Origin of the sequence: Rothia amarae (assembly GCF_014705945.2) — a bacterium.
Lineage (GTDB): Bacteria > Actinomycetota > Actinomycetes > Actinomycetales > Micrococcaceae > Rothia > Rothia amarae.
The window spans coordinates 1577598-1599098 of the sequence record NZ_CP061538.1 but is presented as its reverse complement, the minus strand read 5'-3'; the positions used below and the strand labels follow the sequence as shown (position 1 = coordinate 1599098).

Annotated in this window: 21 protein-coding genes and 1 tRNA gene; 7 read left to right on the top strand and 15 right to left on the bottom strand. The window is 52.5% G+C overall.

Annotation, left to right across the window (positions count from 1 at the left end):
* Positions 1–7 precede the first annotated feature (7 nt).
* From cmk to IDM48_RS07550, 3 genes are all read left to right on the top strand, one after another.
* Positions 8–676: a (d)CMP kinase gene (gene cmk / locus IDM48_RS07560; protein ID WP_190616780.1), complete on the top strand. Its 669-nt coding sequence runs from the start codon at positions 8–10 to the stop codon at positions 674–676.
* A gap of 53 nt (positions 677–729) precedes the next feature.
* Complete coding sequence (gene der / locus IDM48_RS07555) at positions 730–2334, top strand: ribosome biogenesis GTPase Der (RefSeq protein ID WP_190616779.1); 1605 nt, start codon at positions 730–732, stop codon at positions 2332–2334.
* Positions 2335–2502: 168 nt separating this feature from the next.
* A tRNA-Pro gene (locus IDM48_RS07550) sits at positions 2503–2576 on the top strand.
* 266 nt (positions 2577–2842) lie between these two features.
* Here the strand turns inward: IDM48_RS07550 and IDM48_RS07545 are convergent.
* The 3 genes from IDM48_RS07545 to IDM48_RS07535 form a co-directional block, all read right to left on the bottom strand.
* Positions 2843–3409 carry a hypothetical protein gene (locus tag IDM48_RS07545; RefSeq protein WP_190616777.1) on the bottom strand — a complete coding sequence of 189 codons (567 nt, stop codon included), beginning with the start codon at positions 3407–3409 and terminating at the stop codon, positions 2843–2845.
* A gap of 342 nt (positions 3410–3751) precedes the next feature.
* Positions 3752–4024 carry a Txe/YoeB family addiction module toxin gene (locus IDM48_RS07540; RefSeq protein ID WP_068171732.1) on the bottom strand — a complete coding sequence of 91 codons (273 nt, stop codon included), beginning with the start codon at positions 4022–4024 and terminating at the stop codon, positions 3752–3754.
* Positions 4018–4260 (bottom strand): type II toxin-antitoxin system Phd/YefM family antitoxin, encoded by a 243-nt coding sequence (locus IDM48_RS07535; protein WP_068171735.1) that lies wholly within the window; start codon positions 4258–4260, stop codon positions 4018–4020. Before IDM48_RS07535 ends, IDM48_RS07540 begins: the two co-directional genes overlap by 7 nt.
* 189 nt (positions 4261–4449) lie before the next feature.
* On the opposite strand from IDM48_RS07535, the gene IDM48_RS07530 reads away from it, so the two are divergent.
* Positions 4450–4827, top strand: coding sequence for a DUF1304 domain-containing protein (locus IDM48_RS07530; protein ID WP_190616776.1), 378 nt, complete (start codon positions 4450–4452; stop codon positions 4825–4827).
* A gap of 367 nt (positions 4828–5194) precedes the next feature.
* Here IDM48_RS07530 and IDM48_RS07525 read toward each other — a convergent pair whose 3' ends face one another.
* Both IDM48_RS07525 and IDM48_RS07520 read right to left on the bottom strand, forming a co-directional pair.
* The gene (locus tag IDM48_RS07525) at positions 5195–6646 is read right to left on the bottom strand and encodes a glycoside hydrolase family 1 protein (RefSeq protein WP_190616774.1); all 1452 of its coding nucleotides are present in this window, start codon (positions 6644–6646) and stop codon (positions 5195–5197) included.
* Positions 6647–6672: 26 nt separating this feature from the next.
* Positions 6673–6843 (bottom strand): PTS sugar transporter subunit IIA, encoded by a 171-nt coding sequence (locus tag IDM48_RS07520; protein ID WP_190616772.1) that lies wholly within the window; start codon positions 6841–6843, stop codon positions 6673–6675.
* A gap of 125 nt (positions 6844–6968) precedes the next feature.
* On the opposite strand from IDM48_RS07520, the gene IDM48_RS07515 reads away from it, so the two are divergent.
* Entirely contained in the window at positions 6969–7640 is a 672-nt protein-coding gene (locus tag IDM48_RS07515; RefSeq protein ID WP_190616770.1) for a class I SAM-dependent methyltransferase, read from the top strand.
* 74 nt (positions 7641–7714) lie between these two features.
* Positions 7715–9019, top strand: coding sequence for a cytochrome P450 (locus IDM48_RS07510; RefSeq protein ID WP_190616768.1), 1305 nt, complete (start codon positions 7715–7717; stop codon positions 9017–9019).
* A gap of 73 nt (positions 9020–9092) precedes the next feature.
* On the opposite strand, the gene IDM48_RS07505 is transcribed toward IDM48_RS07510, so the two are convergent.
* From IDM48_RS07505 to IDM48_RS07480, 6 genes are all read right to left on the bottom strand, one after another.
* Positions 9093–9746: a hypothetical protein gene (locus IDM48_RS07505; RefSeq protein ID WP_190616766.1), complete on the bottom strand. Its 654-nt coding sequence runs from the start codon at positions 9744–9746 to the stop codon at positions 9093–9095.
* Between the two features lie 173 nt (positions 9747–9919).
* A complete protein-coding gene (hutH, locus tag IDM48_RS07500; RefSeq protein WP_190616764.1) occupies positions 9920–11479 on the bottom strand; it encodes a histidine ammonia-lyase in 1560 nt (519 codons plus the stop codon).
* Positions 11472–12449: a formimidoylglutamase gene (gene hutG / locus IDM48_RS07495; RefSeq protein ID WP_190616762.1), complete on the bottom strand. Its 978-nt coding sequence runs from the start codon at positions 12447–12449 to the stop codon at positions 11472–11474. The genes hutH and hutG overlap by 8 nt, the downstream gene beginning before the upstream one ends.
* Positions 12446–13648 carry an imidazolonepropionase gene (gene hutI / locus IDM48_RS07490; RefSeq protein WP_190616760.1) on the bottom strand — a complete coding sequence of 401 codons (1203 nt, stop codon included), beginning with the start codon at positions 13646–13648 and terminating at the stop codon, positions 12446–12448. Before hutI ends, hutG begins: the two co-directional genes overlap by 4 nt.
* 79 nt (positions 13649–13727) lie before the next feature.
* Positions 13728–15737, bottom strand: a complete 2010-nt coding sequence (locus IDM48_RS07485) for a urocanate hydratase (protein ID WP_190616758.1) — start codon at positions 15735–15737, stop codon at positions 13728–13730.
* 51 nt (positions 15738–15788) lie between these two features.
* Complete coding sequence (locus tag IDM48_RS07480) at positions 15789–16436, bottom strand: IclR family transcriptional regulator (RefSeq protein ID WP_068171763.1); 648 nt, start codon at positions 16434–16436, stop codon at positions 15789–15791.
* Positions 16437–16694: 258 nt separating this feature from the next.
* Here IDM48_RS07480 and IDM48_RS07475 point away from each other — a divergent pair, with 258 nt between their 5' ends.
* Positions 16695–18044 carry a YjiH family protein gene (locus IDM48_RS07475; protein ID WP_190616756.1) on the top strand — a complete coding sequence of 450 codons (1350 nt, stop codon included), beginning with the start codon at positions 16695–16697 and terminating at the stop codon, positions 18042–18044.
* A 17-nt stretch (positions 18045–18061) separates the two neighbouring features.
* Here the strand turns inward: IDM48_RS07475 and IDM48_RS07470 are convergent, their stop codons facing one another.
* The 4 genes from IDM48_RS07470 to IDM48_RS07455 form a co-directional block, all read right to left on the bottom strand.
* Entirely contained in the window at positions 18062–18817 is a 756-nt protein-coding gene (locus IDM48_RS07470; RefSeq protein WP_151147398.1) for a DNA-3-methyladenine glycosylase I, read from the bottom strand.
* Between the two features lie 10 nt (positions 18818–18827).
* Positions 18828–19577, bottom strand: a complete 750-nt coding sequence (locus tag IDM48_RS07465; RefSeq protein ID WP_190616754.1) for an alpha-ketoglutarate-dependent dioxygenase AlkB family protein — start codon at positions 19575–19577, stop codon at positions 18828–18830.
* Positions 19578–20096, bottom strand: a complete 519-nt coding sequence (locus tag IDM48_RS07460; RefSeq protein WP_068171774.1) for a methylated-DNA--[protein]-cysteine S-methyltransferase — start codon at positions 20094–20096, stop codon at positions 19578–19580.
* 123 nt (positions 20097–20219) lie between these two features.
* Positions 20220–21332: an SLC13 family permease gene (locus IDM48_RS07455; protein ID WP_238397930.1), complete on the bottom strand. Its 1113-nt coding sequence runs from the start codon at positions 21330–21332 to the stop codon at positions 20220–20222.
* Between the last annotated feature and the right edge of the window lie 169 nt (positions 21333–21501).

Here is a 21501-nt window from a genome sequence, read left to right as displayed (position 1 = left end):
GGCAAAGATGAATAAGCTAGTTGTAGCAATAGACGGACCTTCCGGCTCAGGCAAATCCTCGGTGTCTAAGGCGGTTGCACGCCACTTTAACCTGCAGTACCTCGACACCGGGGCAATGTACCGTGCTCTCACCTGGTACTGCCTAAAACAGCAAACTGATCTGACGAATCCCGAGGCAATCATTGCCGCCGCTGAAAAATTTCCCCTGCACCAGGGCACCAGCCCCGATGAGGAGTCAATCGTAGTGGGGGAGACCGACGTTGCAGAAGCAATCCGTGAACCCGGCATCTCGGGTTCGGTTTCTGCCGTAGCATCGGTGCCGCGCGTGCGGGAAATCCTGATTCAGATGCAGCGAGATGCAATCGCTGCCGCCCCCCGCGGAATGGTCGCTGAAGGACGCGACATCACCACCGTCGTCGCTCCCGATGCCGATGCGCGGGTTCTACTCACCGCCTCCGAAGAAGTTCGCATGGCTCGCCGGGGGCTTCAGCTCGGCGGTACCCAGAGCTCATCTGACCTACAGAAACAGGTTGTGCAGCGTGATGCTAAAGATTCCAAGGTCAACAACTTCACTGAGGCAGCCGAGGGCGTTGCTCTGGTTGATTCTTCTGATCTTGATTTTGACCAAACTATTGCAGCGGTGATTGCCGCTGTTGAAAAACAGATCAATAACTAGTGTCTGCACTAGACTGTTCACAGATACTTAGACCATAGAAAAGAGGTTGCGACGTGGAAGAAAATATCACTCCAGAACGCGACGATTATGAGGATAAATTCCTCGGCGGTGGCTCAGATGACGTCTCCGAACGCCTCGCAGAAATTGATGATGAAACCGCAGAACAGCGTGCCGAAGCTCTCCTAGCAGGGCTCGAAGACTACGAACTCGATGAGGAAGACCAGGAACTTCTAGGTTCTTGGGGCTTTGAAATCAACGAGTCCGACCCCGAAGAAGCCGACCCAGTAGTTGCCATCGTGGGCCGCCCCAACGTTGGTAAATCAACCATCATTAACCGCATTATCGGTCACCGTGAAGCCGTGGTTGAAGATAAGCCTGGCGTTACTCGTGACCGCGTATCGTATAAGGCAGAGTGGGCTGGCAAAGATTTCACCCTGGTTGACACGGGCGGTTGGGAAGCTGACGCCAAGGGTATCGACGCGCAGGTTGCAGCGCAGGCTGAGATTGCTGTTGCACATGCCGACGTCGTTCTGCTAGTGGTTGACGCCATCGTAGGTATTTCAAATACCGACGAAGCGATCGTTCGTATGCTCCGCCGCGTCAAGAAGCCTATTCTGTTGGTTGCTAATAAGGTCGATGCCGAGCATCAAGAAGCTGAAGTTCACGCGCTATGGTCGCTGGGCATGGGGGAGCCATTCCCTGTTTCTGGGGTGCACGGTCGCGGTTTGGCAGATTTGCTCGACGCCCTGCTCAAGGTGATACCCGAGCACTCGCAGTATGCTGAACCTGAAGCGCTGGGTGGACCCCGCCGTATTGCGTTGGTTGGACGCCCCAACGTAGGTAAGTCCTCGTTGCTGAACAAACTTGCTGATGAAGAACGTGCCGTGGTTAATGATCTAGCGGGCACCACCCGCGACCCCGTGGACGAAATCGTCGAATTGGGCGATCGCCCCTGGCGTTTTGTAGATACCGCAGGTATTCGCCGCCGCGTACACATGGCAAAGGGCGCAGATTTCTACGCTTCACTCCGTACTCAGACCGCTATTGAGCGCTCTGAAGTTTGTGTTGTTTTGCTGGATGTTTCTGAGCCGATTTCTGAGCAAGACGTGCGAATCATCCAGCAGGTCGTTGACTCAGGCCGCGCATTGGTTCTGGCGTTCAACAAGTGGGATACCCTCGATGAAGAACGCCGCGAACTGCTAGAGCGCGAGATTGACCGCGACCTCGCCCACGTAGCGTGGGCACCGCGCGTCAACATTTCTGCGCGCACTGGATGGCACAAGGACAAGCTGGTTCCAGCGCTGGAAACCGCCCTTGAAGCATGGGATTCTCGTATCTCCACCGGTCGCTTTAATGCGTTCTTGGGCGAGATTGTGGCAGCACATCCGCACCCCTTGCGCGGTGGCAAGCAGCCCCGTATCTTGTTCGGCACGCAGGTCTCTTCACGTCCGCCGAAGTTCGTTCTGTTCACCACCGGTTTCTTGGATCCTGGATACCGCCGATTCATTGTCCGCCGCCTGCGTGAAACTTTCGACTTCACCGGTACACCGATCGAAATCTCGATGCGCGTTCGCGAACGCCGGACCCTCGGTGAGCGCAAGGCAGCAAAACCTGGTAAAGCGTCCAAGGGCGGACGCCCGAAGAGCACCCGTCGATAACACTTGCCGGTAGAGTCCCGGAGCCGACTTGATCCGGGACTCTACCTCAAGGGGTAAATGTGATTGAAACCGCCCCAAAAAGTTTTAATTTTGGGTGATCTCAATTTTGCGTTCACCCTAAAGGTGGGTATAGTTATACGAGTGCTTGAGGGAAACCTTGAGAACAATCGGGTTGTGGCGCAGCTTGGTAGCGCACTTGACTGGGGGTCAAGGGGTCGCAGGTTCAAATCCTGTCAACCCGACAAAAATTACCTCTTCACTAGGTTCGAAGCGTAGTGGAGAGGTTTTTTTATACCCAAAAATCTACAATTTATCTATCCCTCAGCATATGAAAGCCCCTCTGGTCCTGCATGTCGTTAGTAGGAGCTTACGATTTACGCATCGCTATCTAATTCGTGCTTATCAATCGAGCAGATGATGAGTGGGCGGCTACTAAAACAGAGCTCAGATACACGATTCATTACTCGAAGAGAAAATCATGAGCTCATTATTGTGTAGATTGAATAAGTTAATTCCCAGATAGTGCAAGAAGCACTCGTTCAGAAATAAGACTGGACCCCGTCTGGATTGCGACATCTCTGCAGAAATTATAAAACTTATCGTACTTTTTTCTTGCGTCTTCGTCTTTAGTTTGGAATCTAGCTGCATCTACGTAGATGCGTAGTTTTTGCACTGCCTCACGAAGGTTGAACATCCCTGCCGATTCAACTGATTGTAAGCATTCAAGTATGTGGTCAATAAGTACACGTGCATGTGACTGCAATGCAGGATCCAAAGACGTGTCGTTCTCGATTGCTTCTACGAGAATTCGAACTTCTTCAGAGAATCTGCTGCGCAATGCTGCTTGCATATCATTTCCGCCGTTGCGCGCAGCCATTGCTATGAAAGCAGAGAACATTTTCAAATCCTTAATAACTCTCTCATCTACTCGTTGAGCATAGGAGGAGTGGTATGGGAATCCACAAGCATTTACCCAATCAGGAAGGGAATATGCGAAACCTCTTACCTCGGGTATTTGTTCCTTGAATTGTTCGAGAACAGTTATTACCTGGCTGAGAAGTATGAAGGTTTCCATCCCGTCTTCAGGGGTTTGGATGCCGAATTCATGAACTCTATTTTCGATCTCTTCGTTCCATTGTTCAAATTTTTCAGCAAGCGCTGCTGCAGGGTTTATGGTCTATTTTTCCTTTAGTCAAACACATAAATCAGGCCTCCGGCACGCGTTGCCGGAGGCCTGTGATTCCCTACGTAGGGAATAATCCAATGGAAATCCTATCAAATAAAAAACTATCTAAGTTGTTCGATTTTGCAGCTACGAGGTTACCGGTACTTCCCCTAGACTACTGCTTTCTTTGCATTCTGTGTCCTGACGCCTCAGCGCGGAGTTTTCAGATGCACCATCAAATGTTTGGTCTATTTACTCGTAATGAGTCCACATTCGAAGGACATGGACGGTCTGTTCATCTTCTATGACGTCATACACCAGCCGATGCTGAATGTTGATTCGTCGAGAATATAGTCCTGCTAAATCTCCAACTAGTTTTTCATACCTGGGTGGATTCTTATATGGATTTTCGGAAATTACGTGCAGAAGCCTCTGCGTTTTTTCTTTTAGTCCTGCTCGTTGAAGTTTCTGCGCATCTTTTTGAGCTTGTTTCGAATAAACAATTTTCCATGCAGGGCTTACCAATGTAGGTCCGAGCTTCCTTCAGAGAGAGGCTCATTTTTTGCGGCTAGGATGCTTTGAACCATTCCAGGGATGGAACTCAGATGAAGGGTTTCCTGGATGGCCTTCCAATCTTCTTCGCTGATCAGGACGGCGTTGCCCCTCTTGCCGGTAATCGTGAGTGGTTCCGCATTATTATTGACCTGGTCAATAAGTTGATAGAGGTGTGTACGAGCGTTTGTGGCCGAAATAGCTGTCATACTCCAGATCGTACGCTATAACGTACGATCTGAAAAGGATGTTTTAAGGTATCACACATCATGAGAAGATAGTAGAACCATCGCCATCTACAGAGGGAACCCGCGATATGTAAGAAAAACACATCGAAAACCAGTCAACAGCTCCACCCCTATTAGTTTGCTTTACAAATAACCCCTGAAAGATCCCTCATGCTCATTCTCGCCAGTATCTTTGTCAGCCTCGCCGTACTCATCCACATCTACATTTGGGTGCTGGAATCTTTCCTCTGGGATAAACCTCGCGGCTTACAAACATTTAACATGGACCCCAACCGTGCCGCGCTCACCAAAGAAATGGCAGTAAACCAGGGGCTCTACAACTTACTTTTGGCGGTTGTTGCCTTTGCCGGACTGATAGCGCTATGGAGCGGTTCACTTGCGGTGGCAAAAGCGCTCATTTTTGCAGGAGCAGGTTCTATGGCAATTGCCGGTATCTTCCTTTTCGCCACCAGTGCAGATAAGCGCCGTCCAGCACTGATTCAACTGGTTCCCCCGCTCGTCGGCGTCATCGCTGCCGCTCTGATATAAGTTTTACTTTGGCTCTTTCAGGCTGCCAACAGTCCACTAGGGGGAGTACTAATGAACACCCCAAAGATCCTCCGCCAACCGAGTAATATGGATGGCGAGATAAGTGCGTTCATCGGCAGATAGATCCTCACCCAGATGCATCTCAAGTAGCATTTTGGCTTTGAGCGCGCAGGATACCTTTACGCGCCCGAAGAAGAGCGAAGTTTAGGAATCTGCCAGAGGAAGAACAAAAGGTTGTACACATGAAGTATTTTCACGGATACCTCCCCTAAGCCGCTGCAATAAATTCTATCGGGTGCGAACAGGGCAGTGACCCGGAAATACGCCTTTCCGGGCCACTGCCCGCTAACGGTTCGCTGAGGTGCGACTATGAATTTTCAGGGTAGGAAGGCTTCCAATCTTCTGGCGGTAACTCATTGGTCTGAATAAGCTGCTGGTACCAGAAGAACGAATCTTTGCGATAGCGCGCGAGATCTTTGAGATCGAACTCGTCGCGGTTCACATAAATGAAACCGTAGCGCTTTGCCACGCCCTGATGGGTGGACACCACATCGATAGCAGTCCAGGGGGAGTAGCCCAGGATTTCGACGCCGTCTGTAATCGCTTCCTGCGTCTGCTCCAGGTGCTTGCGCAGGTACTCGATGCGGTAATCATCGTGTACCCGCCCGTCATCGGTGAGCTGGTCGAAAGCACCGAGCCCGTTTTCGGTCACGATGAGGGGCAGACGGTAGCGATCCCAGATTGCACGGTAGGTCATGCGCATACCCACAGGGTCAATTTCCCAACCGAAGTCGGTCATCTGCAGATGGGGGTTAGAAACAGCCTTGAAGTATCCTTCTTCACCTTCTGCGATTTGCTGGTCGGCGTCCTCGCTACGTTCTGAGGCACCGCCACCCAAGGGCGCATCTGCCATGGTGGTGGTGTTGTAGTAGTTGAAAGCAATGAAGTCAGGTCGAGCCGATTTGAGAATCTCCAAGTCGCCTTCTTCAATGGTGGGCGCCCAGCCGTGTTCTTCGAGATAGGCCCAAGCCAGAGTGTTGTATTCACCGCGCACTGCCAAATCAAGGTAGAGCCAGTTGCGCACCGCGTTGTAGTTATCGGCGGCAATCACGTCCTCCGGTTTGGACGACGCAGGGTAAACATAGGAGATGTTAGGCGCCGGACCAATCTTGGCCTCGGGATGCATCTGGTGAAGCATTGCCATGGTCTTCGCCTGCGCCAAGAACATGTTGTGATTGATTTGGTAGAGCTCCTTGTCGGGGTCATCACTGGTGGTGGTGATAATGCCGAGCTTATGACCGTGCAGAATCATCATGTTCTGCTCGTTGATGGTCAGCCAATATTTGACCTTGGAGCCATACTCTTTGAAAAGAACTTCGGCGTAGCGCACGAATGCGTCGGTGGTGGTGCGGGATGCCCAGCCGCCTTTTTCATCTAAAGCAATCGGAGTGTCGAAGTGGAACATCGTCACGATGGGTTCGATATTTTGAGCCAGCAATTCGTCGATGAAGTTGTGGTAGTACTCGATTCCCTTGGGATTGATTTCGCCGTCGCCGTCGGGGATGATGCGTGACCAGGCGATAGAGAACCGATGCGCGCGGAAGCCCAACTCTGCCATCAGCGCGATGTCCTCTTTATAACGGTGGTACTGATCAGCAGCTACTTTGTAGTCGCTGGTCCCTTCGGGTAAATCTTTCTTGAGGTCGATGGCAATAGGACCGCGACCGTCCTCGTCCCATGCGCCTTCTACCTGGTAAGCGGAGGTCGAAGCAGACCAGAGAAAATCTTGTGGGAAAGGCTTGAGCTCTTTGTGGTACATAGTGTTCCTTATCTAGAGAGTTATTCTTAGCGTTCGACGATGACGGCGAGTTCACCGGCACGAAGCTGCTTATTGAGTTGAGGTTCAACGGTGGAGAAGTTACCGGAGTTAGTGATGATGGTGATTACGGTGTCATCATATCCAGCCTGAGCCACTTGAACACGATTATAGGTAACGAGTGGCTGACCGGCAGTCACGATATCGCCTTTTCAGACGTGCATGGTGAAGCCTTCGTTCATCATGATGGGGTGAGCCCCCAATGCAGACCAAACATGAACTTTACTGCATGTTGAAAATGATTCTCAACAGGTAGAATGGCGGGATGACTGATCAACACAAAACCCATCACCACCAGAACTCGGAGAACCTAACGCCCCAAGAATCATGGAACAACCTTTACTCGGAAAGAGAGCAGGTTTGGTCCGGTAAACCCAATGCAACTTTGGTGGCTTTGATTGAAAAATACCAGCCCACCACCGTCCTGGATCTTGGATGCGGCGAAGGTGGCGATGTCATCTGGTTGTCACAGCGCGGCTGGGCGGCTACAGGAATTGATATTTCCGACGTCGCTATCGAACGCGCTCGCCAAGCTGTAGAAAAAATTGGTGTGGAAGCCGAATTCGTGGCGGCGGATTTAGCAGAATGGCGAACTGACAGGAAGTTCGATCTCATCGTTTCCAGTTTCATGCAGTCCCACTTTGATGACCTCGACCGCATTGGAATTTTTAGAGCCGCACTTGAACTCTTGAATGTTGGGGGAGAGCTGGTCTCTCTTTCACATGCAGGCATGCCGTCGTTTATGAAAGAAGATGACCCTCGCCGCGAGAAGAGGGAGAATCTTCCGCAACCCCTGGTTGAGGCGCATACTCTCACGGAAAATGACGATCGTTTTGAAGTAAAACTTGCGGAAACCAGAAGCCGAACAGTTACCTCGCCCGACGGTGAAGAAGGCACTATTGACGACGGCGTGCTGGTTATCAAGCGAGTTCGCTAAGTATTTTCTGTACAGTATCAGGATATTTTTCTTAAATCAGTCTACTTTCGGTGAATAGAAAGTAGACTGATTTTATGACTACTACTCCTCAGAAAAAGACTCTTAAAGATAAATCACTGAACTTCATTACCGACGGGTACCTTTTCGCTTCGCGTATGCGTGCTAAAGCTGGTTTGAAGCAGAACTCCCACGAACCTTTCACCCTCAAGATGTTGGGTAAAGACGCCACGATGATTCGCGGCAAAGAAGCCGTGGGCTTCTTCTACGACGAGTCCAAAATTAGCCGTGATGGCGCTATGCCTCACGCCGTCAATGACACTCTCTTTGGTAAGGGAACAATTCACGGGCTCGACGGTGAGGCCCACAAGGTGCGCAAAGCTCAGATGGCGGCGATGGCTTATGACGACGACGCACGCGTGGCTCACTTTGCCGACCTTGTTACCGAAGAAATGGAGCGCACTCTCTCTGACTGGGCTGAAAAGCCCGGCAATGTTTACGACGATGTAGCGGTAGCCTACGGACGCGCAGCTTTCCGCTGGGCTGGTATTCCTATGACCGATGAGCAAATGGTCAAAGAGGCTCAGCGCATGAGCCATCTGCTGGATACGTTCGGTAATCCTCTGAAGAACCCTCTCGCCTGGATTGACCGCGCAAAGCTGGACCGCTGGTTCGAACAACTCATTGAAAATGTTCGCTCAGGAACTCAGGAGGTTGACCCTGATTCCGTGACCGCGCATATCGTGGATCTGCGCGATGAAAATGACGAACTGGTTTCCGCCCGCATTGCAGCTATTGAACTGCAGAATCTCACCCGCCCCACTATTGCGGTTTCCCGCTTTGCGGCTTTTGCTGCAGTAGCGCTCGTACAGAACCCTGACTGGGCAGAAAAAATCCGCTCCGCAGTCGAGGCCAAGGGGAGCTGGGCGAATGTCCCCGAATCCATTGCCTTTGCTCAGGAGACCCGCCGTAAGTACCCATTTGTTCCCATGCTCCCCGGCTATGTCAAAGAAGACGCCGAAGTTTCGGGCTGCCCGGTGCATAAGGGACAGCGCGTTTTGATTGATATCTTGGGTACCAATAACTCTCCTCAGCTCTGGGAAAACGCCGCTGATTTCGACCCCTCCCGCTTTATGGGCGTCGAGAATTGGGAAGATATCGCCTACTTTATTCCTCAGGGTGGCGGCGATGTGCATACTGGCCACCGCTGCCCCGGTGAACGCATTGCGGTGACTGCTCTTTCTGTTGCAATTTCTGCCATGGCGCAGAAGAACGTGCATATTTCACAGGATCAGGATGACACCGAGTTCCGCTGGGATCAGATTTTGACCCGTCCTAAGACAGGTGTGCGTATTAGCGTAGATGCTGCTTCTGCGCGCTAATTCGTAAGAAAGAGAAAAACCTCCCACCCACTAGCCAATTTGGCTCACTGGGTGGGAGGTATCTCTTTTGCTTTTACATGGAGGTCGGACCAGTATTTTTAGTCATGGTTTTGGTGCCGACAGCATCGGCGTAGGTCATGGTAGTTTGCCCAGTAACCGTCAGCGCTCTTGCAGCCAAGCAAGCATCTGTTACTTTGAACTGTATGAATACGCCTGTGGCGTCGCCCGAACCTACTACTGAAGTAGAGAGATTCCACGTCGCTGCAGTGAAAGTTAAGGTCAGAGTTTTAGGGTCAGTTTGCGTGACCGTCCAGCCAGCGGGAATTACGTTGTTGCCATACGAGCCGGTAGGCTCAATCTGGATGGGGTGGTTAAAAGTAATCACCGATTTAATGGTGAGGTTTGTAACCGTTCCGGCTGTTCCCTCCACCCAATACCCATTAGATGTTGCAGGGTCACGATTCGTATTCGAATTGCCTGCAGGCGATTTGTAGGGGAGGGAATCAATATACCCCCTAGTGGGGTTGGTCGTAACGTTGCAAGTTCCGGTTATCGCTTTGCGAGCAACGTGTCGAAAATATTGGCCGGCGGTCGTAGTGGCTGTTCCCTTTTTTGAAGAGGCATAGGCAGGGACAACTCCGGCGGAGAGAACTGCCGGGGCAGACCAGGCAGCACCCCGCACAATTTGCCGGCGATTGGGAGGGTTATTCGAAGCGGGGGATTGCATGGGTTTCCTTAGTTGGGGGCGAATGAATTAATTGTGCTAAATACTTTTGCCCTATCGCGTTCTGAATCCGTTATGCCCGCTTTTTGGCATCTGATGAGCCAATATTTACAAAAACGCCCTTTGTGAGGAGCCATCTGGCTCATCACAAAGGGCGTGTTAGCGCTGGTTGTTGGTTACTGAAGCGAACCGATGGTCTGCTCGACGGCGTCGAGTAGTTCACCGTTAGCGACCAAACGTACTGTTTCGTTGATTTCAGGAGCCAGATAGCGGTCAGTGCCCGGGCCCTCCACGGTTTCGCGGAGCTTGGAGATAACCGCACCGGTTGCTGCTGCAGGTTTCTGCGGAGCCCGCATATCAATACCTCGGGCAGCCGTCAGAATCTCAATAGCTAAAACGCGCGTGAAACCATCCACTGACTTACGTAGCTTACGAGCGGCACTCCACCCCATGGATACGTGATCTTCCTGCATTGCAGAAGATGGAATCGAATCAACGGATGCCGGATTAGCCAGACGCTTGAGTTCAGAAACAATCGCTGCTTGGGTGTACTGGGCAATCATATGGCCAGAATCTACACCAGGGTCATCTGCCAAGAACGCGTTGAGACAGCGGTTGCGGGCGGGATCCAAGAAGCGGTCGGTGCGTCGTTCGGAAATAGAGGCGGCATCGGCAACAGCAATAGCCAAGAAATCTAGAACGTAGGCAACCGGTGCTCCATGGAAGTTACCATTCGATTCCACGCGACCGTCCTTGGTTACTACCGGATTATCGATGGCAGAGGCAAGCTCGCGAAGAGCAACTGAACGCGCATGCTCAATGGTGTCTCGCACCGCTCCAGCAACTTGCGGGGAGCAGCGTAACGAGTACGCATCCTGAACATAGGTTGAATGCTCGCCCTGATGGTGGCGGATGATCTCGGAATCTTCCAGAATAGTGCGAATATTGCGCGCTGCTGCAATCTGACCGGGATGGGGGCGAAGTTCATGCAAGTCAGCGGCGAAGACACGATCGGTGCCGACCAGACCTTCAACAGACATTGCTGCTGCGACGTCGGCAAGGCGTACCAACCGGTCAAGATCGGTAATTGCCATGACCAACATCGAGAGCATGCCGTCTGTGCCGTTAATCAGCGCAAGACCTTCTTTTTCCGCTAGCTCAACGGGAGTCAATCCAGCTTCGGTGAGCGCGTCTGCGGCATCCTGGAGATTGCCCTCGGAATCGCGAACTTGACCTTCACCGATGATTGCCAGAGCGCAGTGGGCTAGGGGAGCGAGGTCACCTGAACATCCCAACGAACCATATTCAAAGACCACCGGAGTAATACCCGCAGAGAGCATCGCAGCGTAGGCCTTAGCAACTTCAGGGCGTACACCCGTACGACCGGTTGCCATAGTCGAAAGACGTAATAGCATGACGCCGCGGATGACTTCGCGCTCAATTTCAGGGCCGGAACCTGCAGCATGGGAACGAATCAACCCGCGTTGCAAAGCGGTACGCTGCTCTAGCGGAATGTGCTTTGAAGCTAGAGCACCAAAGCCTGTGGAGACTCCATACACCGGGGTTTCATCATGTGCTAAATCGCGGATCCGCTGCGCTGATTTTTCGATTTCTTGGAGGGACTCTTCACTGAGCGAAACCGTGGCATCATGGCGGCAGACGTTGATGACGTCTTCGAAAGAAAGGGCACCAATTCCCACCTCAACGTGAGGGCGGCCAGCTTTATCGTTAGTCATGATTTATCTTTCTATGTTGGGTGAGAACGGTGTGAGCAATGCGAGCAGCACTGCGCGCAGTGCGTCCGTCAATATCAAAAGAGGGGTTGAGCTCGGCTATATCAGCTGCAATGAGCTTTCCTGACGTAGCAGCTTGACGAACGCAGGAGAGAATCACTGGCAGAGGCACACCAAACGCCGCCGGAGCACTTACACCCGGAGCAACAGCAGCAGGCAGAACATCCAAATCGACGGTCAAATAGAGCACATCAACAGAATCAATAAAATCCTGGACAAACCGTTGAACGTCACCCAGGTTTTCGGTTTGGCTTTGCTCATCTAGGAGGTATCGCACGTCAAAATGGTCAGCAGTATCAAACAAAATCTGCGTATTGGAAGGCTGGCTAATACCGACGACAGCGTAGGAAAGTTCGGTGCCGGCGGCTGCTTCTTGTTCGAGTGCCTGGCGAAAAGGAGTACCGGAGCTGGGCTGATCTGCAGAGCGCAGGTCGAAATGCGCATCGAGATTCAAAATTCCTACACGCTGTTGCGCACGCGCTGAGGACTGTGCAATTCCCGAATAGGTACCAAACGCAACTTCATGTCCACCGCCAAAGACCATAGCTAGCGCACCGGCGTCGATAATCGTAGCTACCGTATCGGCTAGGCGGCTCTGAGCTGCTTCCAATTCATTTCCAGCAGTGACCACATCGCCCACATCAGCAGTCTTGCGCTCACCCTGATTCGGGGTGAGAGCAAAATTTGCCAGCGCTGCTCGCAAAGCAGCGGGAGCCTTTTGGGCGCCCTGCCTGCCTTTATTTCGGCGGACACCCTCGTCTGAAGCGAACCCCACCAACACGGCATCTAAAGACTTCAGGTTCTCCGGGGTAAAGTCATCGACCGTAAGAAGCTGTTTGAACCAGCGGTTGTGCTCAGGGCCGTCACCGTCGTCTCGTCCGGTAAGAGCCTCTGGTGCTCTATCAATAATCATGCGTTGTTCTCCTGCAATCTGGATGATCCGTGGGTGAGCGTGCCGTCCTTCCACACTCCACTCACCAGCGGAACGCCGGGGCGGTATGCCAGGTGAAGGTGGTTAGGGGCATCCAGCGCCATGAAATTGGCGCGGGCGCCGGGGGAGATTCGTCCAATATCATCTCGTCGTAGCGCCTGGGCACCGCCGGCAGTGGCAGCCCACACCGCTTCATTAGGGCTCATCTTTAAATCTCGGACGGCAATGGCAATACAAAATGGAATCGAAGTAGTAAAACTGGTTCCCGGATTGCAATCAGCTCCCAAAGCAACGGTAACGCCAGCATCGAGCAGACGCCGTGCGTTAGGGTAGTCATTGCGTGTTGAAAAATCTGCACCGGGCAGCACGGTAGCTACCGTGTTGCTGTTCGCTAGAGCATCGACGTCGGCATCAGAAAGATAGACCACGTGATCCACCGACGCGGCATCGAACTCAACCGCTAGTAGAACTCCGGAGCCATAGGTGAGCTGGTTGCCGTGCACCCGTGGAACCAGTCCGTGTTGTACGCCGGCGGTCAGGATTGCCCGTGATTGTTCCTCGGTAAAGGCACCCTTTTCACAGAAAACATCAATCCACTTAGCGTAATTAGCGGCGAGGGGAATCATCTCATCAATCGCCATTTGCACGTATTCGTCCTGGCGCCCAGCATATTCCTCGGGAGCCACATGGGCGGCGAGTAAAGTGACTTCATCGGTGCAAGTCGCAGCAACTTTCACACCCTGCACTTCAGATGCGGCAGACTGCCCATAGCCCGATTTCACTTCAACGGTAGTAGTTCCCTGTCTCAGGTACTCATTCATATAACGCTGAATATTAGTCTTGAGCTGCTGGTCGGTTGCGGAGCGAGTTTTCTCAATCGTGGTGCGAATTCCGCCTGCCTCGTACTTTTTACCTTCCATGCGAGCCGCAAACTCTACCGAGCGGTCGCCCTGAAAGACCAGATGAGAATGCGATTCGACGAAGCCGGGCAGTACTGCGCGTCCGTCTACATCGAATTGCTGGTCGGCGTCGGGAGCCTGCCCAGCAGAGCCCACCCAGGCTATTTTTCCCTCATCCACAATAAAAGCGGCGTCTTCGATGATGCCCAATGAGCCGTTATCAACGGCTGGGTCGTTAGTAACCAGTGTTTTGATATTGGTGAAAAGCTGGCTTGAAGCCATGTATTTTTCTCCTGAATCAGTAGGGGGTGCGAGGCATCATTTACCTCGCACCCTGGGTGTTGAGCTAGCTCAATCGGTTCTAGTTGACGAGTGAATCGATGAGATCATCGTTGACGGTGTAGGGAAGTGTAATCTGTCCCTTGCCCGAGTAATCGTGATTGAAGTCGGTTGCTGTCTTAATAGAGTGTTCGTTGCGTGCCCAGCTACGGCGCGCCACGCCACACATGACATCCCAGAGTAGGGATGACTTGATGACTTCGTCGACTCGCTCGGAACCATCCAGCACCATACCAAAACCACCGTTGATGGAGTTACCGATACCGGTGCCACCGCCGTTATGCAGCGCAACAAGGCTCATGCCGCGTGCAGCGTTGCCGGCGAAGCACTGGGTTGCCATATCCGCCATAATGTTGGAGCCGTCCTTGATATTGGAGGTCTCGCGGAAGGGCGAATCGGTACCGGATACATCGTGGTGGTCGCGACCTAGCATGACGGGGCCGATTTCTCCGTTACGCACTAGCTCGTTGAAGCGCAATGCGATATCCATGCGCCCCTGTGCATCCTGGTACAAAATACGTGCCTGAGTGCCTACAACTAGGGCATTTTTCTCTGCATCACGAATCCAGTTATAGTTATCGCGATCCTGGTGGCGGCGGGTGGGATCGATGCAGTCCATCGCCGCCTGGTCGGTCTTGCGCAAGTCTTCGTGATCACCGGAGAGACAGACCCAGCGGAAGGGACCGTAACCGTAGTCAAAGAGTTCGGGACCCATGATATCTTCAACGTAGGAGGGCCAGATGAAGCCGTTGCGTTCGTCGCCATCGATAGCAATTTCGGTGACGCCGGCGGAGAAGACCGATGCCATAAATGCATTGCCGTAGTCGAAGAAGTAGGTGCCGCGCTGAACCAATTCCTTGATGAGCTCGTAGTGCTTGCGCAAGGTTGCATCAACCTTTTCAACAAACTGGTCGCGGTCGTTCTTAAGTAGCCTGGTGCGTTCTTCGAAGGTGAGGCCCTGTGGGCAGTATCCGCCGTCGTAGACTGCGTGGCAGCTGGTCTGGTCGCTCAGGAGGGGGATTTCGATGTTGTTGTCGACGGCGTACTGGAGCAAATCTACGATGTTGCCGTGGTAGGCAATCGAAACGGGTGTCTTGGAGTCAATGTGCTCCTTGGCGATGCGGAAAACCTCTGCCAAATCTGAGGAGGCGTGACCAACCCAGCCTTGATCTAGGCGGGTCTGAATGCGCGAGTAGTCTACCTCTGCCACGATACCTACAGCGTTGGCGATTTCAGCTGCTTTAGGCTGAGCACCACTCATACCGCCAAGCCCGGAAGATACGAACAATACGCCCGCCAAATCGTCCTCTGCGGGGATGCCCAGCTTGCTACGCCCTGCATTGAGCAGAGTATTGAAAGTGCCGTGCACGATACCCTGGGGCCCAATGTACATCCAGCCGCCAGCGGTCATCTGACCGTAGTTAGCGACTCCCAATTCTTCTGCAATTTCCCAGTCCTTCTGGTTGTCGTAACGACCAATCATCAGGGAGTTGGTGATAATGACGCGCGGGGACTCGGGGCGGGAAGGGAAGAGACCAAGAGGATGACCGGACATCACAACCAAGGTGGTGTCTTCGGTCAATTCCTGCAGATACTTCATAATCAGTCGGTACTGCAACCAGTTCTGGCAGACGCGACCGGTCTCACCGTAGGTGACGAGCTCGTAGGGGTAGAGCGCTACGTCGGTGTCGAGATTGTTATCAATCTGCACCTGCATTGCCTTGCCTTCGATGCACTTGCCCTCGTATTCGTCGATGGGGCGACCGTGAATCCGACCCTGTGGACGCCAGCGGTAGGCGTAGATACGGCCGTAGGTGCGTAGCTCTTCAAGGAATTCGGGTGCTGCTTGTTCATGCAGTTCTTCGGGTAAATAACGCAGTGCGTTGCGCAGGGCTAGTTTGGTCTGTTCGAGGTTCAAGCGGAATCCGCGCGAGGGCGCGCGGCGGTAGGCGGGGTCAAAGCTGGGCTCGGGTGGAAATTCGTTATCGAGCTTGATTTGCATAGCTTCTGAGGTGCTGGTGTTGTTGTACATATTCACATCCATTTCATCATTGAGTGGGTGGTCTGGTTAGGTTGGGGAAAACTAGATATTTTCAAATTTCTGGGAAAGTTCTTGAACCGTGCTGTGTAGCAGCTGACCAAGTTCAGCTTCTTTTTCAGGTGTAATTCGGTAGGTCGGGACAAGCATGCTCAATGCCGCGATGGTTTTTCCACGCACCTGAAGAGGGGTTGCAATAGCGGTGACATCTGCTTCAACACCGCTGGTGACTACCGTGTATTTTTCATCGTTGTGCTGGTTAAGAAGAACTGCGCCGACCGCGGTGGAATTCAAAGGAATCGTTTGCCCTTCCCAGCTTCTGTGCTGGATGGCGTGCGTTCCGTTTACTACTGCCAAATAGAGGACCTGGTGGTGTTGTTTGATGGAAAGATACACCGATTCGCCGGTTCGTTCTGCAAGTTCGAGCATGGTGGGGCGGCAACGATTCCGTAAGGTGTTGTCGCCCAGGGCTTTGAACCCCAGACGGAGCAATTGCGGCCCAACATCGAATTTTCCCGCACGATCTCGGCGAACAAATTCGAGTTCTTCAAGGGTGTGCAACAGTCGCAACGCGCTGGAGGGGGAAAGATCGGCTTGCTCAGACGCTTTGGTGAGGTTTATTCCCGGATGATCGCAGACGACGGTGAGGAGCTTGAGGGCGCGTTCAACAGATCGCGTGGTCGTAGTTGGCATATTTCTACCTCGCCGATTCCCACTCGCCAGGTTTGTATCTTGAGTCACAAACATCTTACGTTCAGAAGAATACATCAGATATGTGAGCGAAAAATCCCTCAAGAGGTGTTGTTGCAGAATAAAAATAAATTTTCATTAGATGAAAATTGGAGGGGTTCGCCCTGTCATTCCGCGCTACTTTCCGTAAAACGCAAGGATGCGAGAGAAGTGAGCTGTGATACATTTTGGGTAATTCAAAGACGAATTCAAAGGAACTTCATGTCAGAACACGCCATTAGCGAGGAACAGACTGCAGCTCTCGTTCCCGTCAATGCCCCCGGTGCTGGGAAAGATGCACTCAAATTAATTCTTTGTTCGGCTCTGGGAATCTTCATGTTCTTCATTCCCATTACGGTAGGCGGCAAGAGCACCATACCGCTGGATCATGTGGTGAACTGGGTCAAGAGCGTCTCAGGCGAAGCCGTTCCCTGGCTCATGTTGGCTCTGGTGCTGTTCGGCACCATTCGCCCTTTCGTGACAGGGCGGTGGAAAAAGTCCCTGACGCAAATAATCTTTTCTTTCCTTAACGTGGTGGGTCTCATCGCTGCCATTTTGATGATGACGGCGCCACCTGCCTGGCTGGCAGATGAAACAATCGGCCCCTTTCTTTGGAAGACACTCGTAACGTCCGTTGGTCTAATTGTTCCCATCGGTGCTATCTTCCTGGGGTTCCTCATCGGCTTTGGGCTGATGGAGTTTGTGGGAGTTTTCGTTCGCCCGATTATGTATCCCATTTGGCGCACTCCAGGTCGCTCTGCCGTCGACGCCGTAGCGAGTTTCGTCGGCTCCTATTCGCTGGGGCTCCTTCTCACCAACCGCGTATATAAGCAGGGCGGTTACACCGCCAAAGAAGCGGCGATCATTGCAACAGGCTTCTCCACCGTCTCGGTTACTTTTATGGTGATTGTTGCTAATACTTTGCAGATTATGGACCTGTGGTTGCAGTACTTCTTCACCGCATTTTTTGTGACTTTCGTGGTGACAGCTATCTGCGTTCGTATTCCGCCGCTGTCCACCATCCCAGACACCCACTTTCCAGGGTCTACCCCTAACCCTGAGCAACCCATCACTCGCCATAAGATGCAAGTGGCGTGGGAACAGGCACGCGGAACTCTACATGCTAACCCCGGAATCGTTCAGACCATGTGGCTCAATTTCAAAGACGGTGTCATCATGGCGTCAGCAATTCTGCCCTCGATTATGTCCGTTGGTTTGCTGGGATTGCTGGCGGCAAAATACACTCCCATCTTTGACTGGATGGGTTGGATTTTCGTTCCCTTCAATAAGCTAGCCGGTATGCCAGATCCCTTACTGGGTGGCAAAGCCATCAGCCTGGGGCTGGTGGAAATGTTCCTACCCGCTACTGAAATTGGTCCTGAAGGAGACACCCTCACCGCGTTCATTATCGCCGTAGTTGCGGTATCAGGAATTATCTTCCTCTCAGCTATGGTGCCCTCCATCATGGCAACCGATATTCCCGTGAAATTCTGGCATCTGCTAGTAATTTGGGTGGAGCGCGTTATCCTGAGCATCCTCATTACTGCCCCCATAGCCCATCTAATTATTTAGCGGGCAATCGACGTGGTTCATGCTCGACGCGACCCATCGGCGTTCCAAAGTTTCGAGATGCCGCGCCGATGCGAATCTATCAAGTGAGTATCGACCACTCCGCAAGCCTCAAACATGGCATAGACCGTCGTTGGTCCCACGAAAGAAAATCCTTCTTTTTTAAGACGCTTGGCAAGATTCTCCGACTCCTCAGACCGGGTAGGAACCTCTACAAACCTCTGCGGGGTGGGAGTTTGCTCAGGCCCGTAACTCCAAATCAACGCAGGTAAACCGTCATCGACTTGCATCCCGTTAGGGAGTGTAAAACCTAAAAGCGCTGCCTCTGCTGCTGGTAGCTCGACGTCGGGGGAGAGGCGTACCTGCTCTCTGAGGCTCTGCGCTCGCTGTCGCAGAGCGAGGGTAGCGCGTGCATTCTTGATGACAGCGCGAATCTTCGCTTCGGAACGAATAATCCGCGGGTCTTCCTTGATGCGGGCGACATCCTCGTCCGTCAGAAGAGCTACAGCATCGGGGTTGAAGTCCAAAAAGTCTTCTCTAAGTGCGTCTCTCTTCACTAACACGGTGCGCCAGCTCAAACCGGCTTGAAAGCCTTCTAGGCAGATCCGTTCAAACATACCCTGCTCATCAGCAATGGGTACGCCCCACTCCTCGTCGTAATAGGTGCGCATCAGCTCATCTGTTGCAGCCCAGCGGGGGCGAGAAAGACCATCCTCGCCGGTCACCACATCGGGGGTCAACTTTTCAGGAGCTGGATGCTGCTGTGGCTCTGGCATAATGTTCTCCTTAGTTACCTGCCGGGGATAGACCTGTCTGTCGAAGCGTAATATTGATTCGACCCTCAGGGAAATTGAGTTCAGCAGGTGAAGTATCAGGCAAAATCTTCGGCACGCCATGATACATAAAACGGCTGGGACCGCCAAAGACAATTAGATCCCCAGAAGCCAGCAAAATATCTTCAAAGGGCATATTTTTATTTTCCGAATTTCCTGCACGAAAAACGCCCGTATTGCCCATCGATACCGAGACAATCGGCATCGATGACCGCTCATCCTTATCCTGGTGCATTCCCATTGAAGCATGAGGTGCGTAGTAGTTAATAAGCGCCACATCAGGGCAATAGCTAGAAACCCATTCGGCATGCTGTGGACCATCAAAAGCGGGCCACGACGGCGCCGTCGATGGCTGATACGCCGCATCTAATGCCTGCCTACCCATGCGCTGTAACCAATCTGGAACAGCAAACGGCTGCGCACCACCAAATTCCGGAGCATCATTGCGATAGGCATAATCGCTCCAATGCCAGCCCAACGAGGTAAGGCGCACGGACATTTTCTTGCCGTAAATCTCAGGCGAATGAGGAGGAATACCTCGGGAAATTCCTTCTCTTTCGGGGGTAGTCTGACCCCAGCGGAAAAATTCCCCCACCAAAAATCGCTGCTGATTCATCGATAGCCAACCGGGCACATGAACGCAGCCGGGGTAAATCTCCCGCGGCTGTCTCACCAAATCGGCGTCACTGAAAAGAGCCGGCATCTAAAAAAGCCGAGTTTCTTTCTCGGAGGTAGGTTCTTCTAGATCCAACAGAAATTGTTTAGTTTCCACCCCTGCGGCATACCCCGTCAATTTTCCGTCGGCACCCACCACTCGGTGGCAGGGAATGAAAATGATGCATCGGTTGCGCCCAACTGCTTGCCCCACCGCCTGAGCAGGGGCATGCGGGCCCACAATCTTAGAGATTTCTCCGTAGGTGGTGGTGTACCCGTAAGGGATTTCTTCCAATGCCTGCCACACTGCGAGCTGAAAATCGCTCCCGGCGGGGTTAATGGGAACGGAGAAAGAGGTTCGCTCTCCAGCAAGATATTCGTCAAGTTCTTGCGCCGCTTGAGCCAAAAGGGGCTGTGAATCAAGGTCTACTTTTTCGCCCAGTTCCTCGGCGGTTGCGAAGTGGGCTTGCCCCTCTAACCAGGCTCCGGTGAGGGAATCGCCGTCGGTTGCCAGATACACAGTACCTAGGGGGCATTCCTGGGTTGCATGTAAGGTATTTTGGCTCATAAGTGCTCGTTTCTTGAGAATGGGCTAGAGAAGGGGATAATCGTAGTCTAAAGCGAAAAGTACTTCAAAGTCTTGGGGGAACAAGATATCCTTCCCCTCACTTTTCGTTGCTCAACCTAACTTCTAGACCAGCCCCAGCCACTTCCAATAAGTAGTTGAGAAGAGCAGCACCAACAGGTAGCCGATGACTGTTAGGGGAATGCCGGTTTTGAGAAACTGCTTAGTGATGAACGCTCCTGTGCCGTAGGCAAGCATATTCTGTGGAGCTGAGACAGGAAGTAGGAATCCGAAGCTAATGAGGAACTGCTGAATCACCACAAACCCGAGACCATCCTGAGGAGCGGTCAACGTCGAAGCTAGCGCGATATACACAGGAATGAGGGCAGAAGATAGGGACGTTGCCGAGGCGAATCCCAAATGAATCAAAATGGTGAAAGCTGATACCAAGGCGATAGTAGCTAACAGCGGCATATGTTGCAGACCGAGAGCGCCAAAGGTAACCTCCGAAAGCCACTTAGCTGCGCCCGTCTTCAGTAAAAGAGTTCCCAGGGAAATGCCCACTGCAAAGACCACCAGTGTGCCCCAATTGATGAGCTTTTCTGCTGATTTCCAAGTGAAAACACCAATTTTGGGTAGTAGCAGGAATCCAATGGCAACGAGGTTCTGCGCTGCCGCCGTTTTGATACCGATATTCCAAATAGAAACAGATTGAGCTGCGGTAATAATTAGAAGAGCCGATAGCTTTGAATCTTTCGCCATACCGAAGGCTGCTACCATGCCCAAAAGAATTGGGACGACTGCGCCAGCACGGGCCGTTGCTGAGGGAACGAAGAAGGCGAGGATAATCGAGATAGCAATGGCGCCCACGACAATGTGCGAGGTCTTTTCCCCGGCAAATCTCAAAACAATGAGAGCAATGCGCTTATGCAGTTCTGTTGCCTGCATCGCGGCAGCAAGGGCGAGGGCAGCTGCCACCAGAGCGACGCCGGAGGAGCTGAATCCGCCCAGGGCTGTAGCGAGAGCATCAGTGGTCCCTAGAGCTTTGGAGGGTTCTTTGGGGTCGGGTGAAAGCCCCAGCAAAATCGTAATGTAACCGATAATGAGCACCGAGGACACCGGATAGCTCACCGCCTCGGTAACCCACATAATAAAGGCGAAGCCCAGTACCGCAAGAGAAATTTGCCCCTGCCAGGAGAGGGACTCACTGTGAGGTAAGAGTAAGACCGCTATCAACACGATATGAGCCAGAATAAACTAGAGGGTTTTGAGGGAAAATCGAGGTAGTTTCCGCTCAGAATCAGGGGTGGCTGAAATTTCGGCAGGGGCGGATTCGGTGGGCGATACAGCCCGGGAGGAGCCCATGGGAAATCCTTCTGATAAAAGTAGGTTATATTTCCACACTAGC

Coding starts and splice junctions, on each gene's coding strand:
- cmk (WP_190616780.1), top strand. CDS start 8: ATGAATAAGCTAGTTGTAGCAATAGACGGACCTTCCGGCTCAGGCAAA.
- IDM48_RS07545 (WP_190616777.1), bottom strand. CDS start 3,409: ATGGAAACCTTCATACTTCTCAGCCAGGTAATAACTGTTCTCGAACAA.
- IDM48_RS07535 (WP_068171735.1), bottom strand. CDS start 4,260: ATGACAGCTATTTCGGCCACAAACGCTCGTACACACCTCTATCAACTT.
- IDM48_RS07530 (WP_190616776.1), top strand. CDS start 4,450: ATGCTCATTCTCGCCAGTATCTTTGTCAGCCTCGCCGTACTCATCCAC.
- IDM48_RS07525 (WP_190616774.1), bottom strand. CDS start 6,646: ATGTACCACAAAGAGCTCAAGCCTTTCCCACAAGATTTTCTCTGGTCT.
- IDM48_RS07515 (WP_190616770.1), top strand. CDS start 6,969: ATGACTGATCAACACAAAACCCATCACCACCAGAACTCGGAGAACCTA.
- IDM48_RS07510 (WP_190616768.1), top strand. CDS start 7,715: ATGACTACTACTCCTCAGAAAAAGACTCTTAAAGATAAATCACTGAAC.
- IDM48_RS07505 (WP_190616766.1), bottom strand. CDS start 9,746: ATGCAATCCCCCGCTTCGAATAACCCTCCCAATCGCCGGCAAATTGTG.
- hutH (WP_190616764.1), bottom strand. CDS start 11,479: ATGACTAACGATAAAGCTGGCCGCCCTCACGTTGAGGTGGGAATTGGT.
- hutG (WP_190616762.1), bottom strand. CDS start 12,449: ATGATTATTGATAGAGCACCAGAGGCTCTTACCGGACGAGACGACGGT.
- hutI (WP_190616760.1), bottom strand. CDS start 13,648: ATGGCTTCAAGCCAGCTTTTCACCAATATCAAAACACTGGTTACTAAC.
- IDM48_RS07485 (WP_190616758.1), bottom strand. CDS start 15,737: ATGTACAACAACACCAGCACCTCAGAAGCTATGCAAATCAAGCTCGAT.
- IDM48_RS07480 (WP_068171763.1), bottom strand. CDS start 16,436: ATGCCAACTACGACCACGCGATCTGTTGAACGCGCCCTCAAGCTCCTC.
- IDM48_RS07475 (WP_190616756.1), top strand. CDS start 16,695: ATGTCAGAACACGCCATTAGCGAGGAACAGACTGCAGCTCTCGTTCCC.
- IDM48_RS07470 (WP_151147398.1), bottom strand. CDS start 18,817: ATGCCAGAGCCACAGCAGCATCCAGCTCCTGAAAAGTTGACCCCCGAT.
- IDM48_RS07465 (WP_190616754.1), bottom strand. CDS start 19,577: ATGCCGGCTCTTTTCAGTGACGCCGATTTGGTGAGACAGCCGCGGGAG.
- IDM48_RS07460 (WP_068171774.1), bottom strand. CDS start 20,096: ATGAGCCAAAATACCTTACATGCAACCCAGGAATGCCCCCTAGGTACT.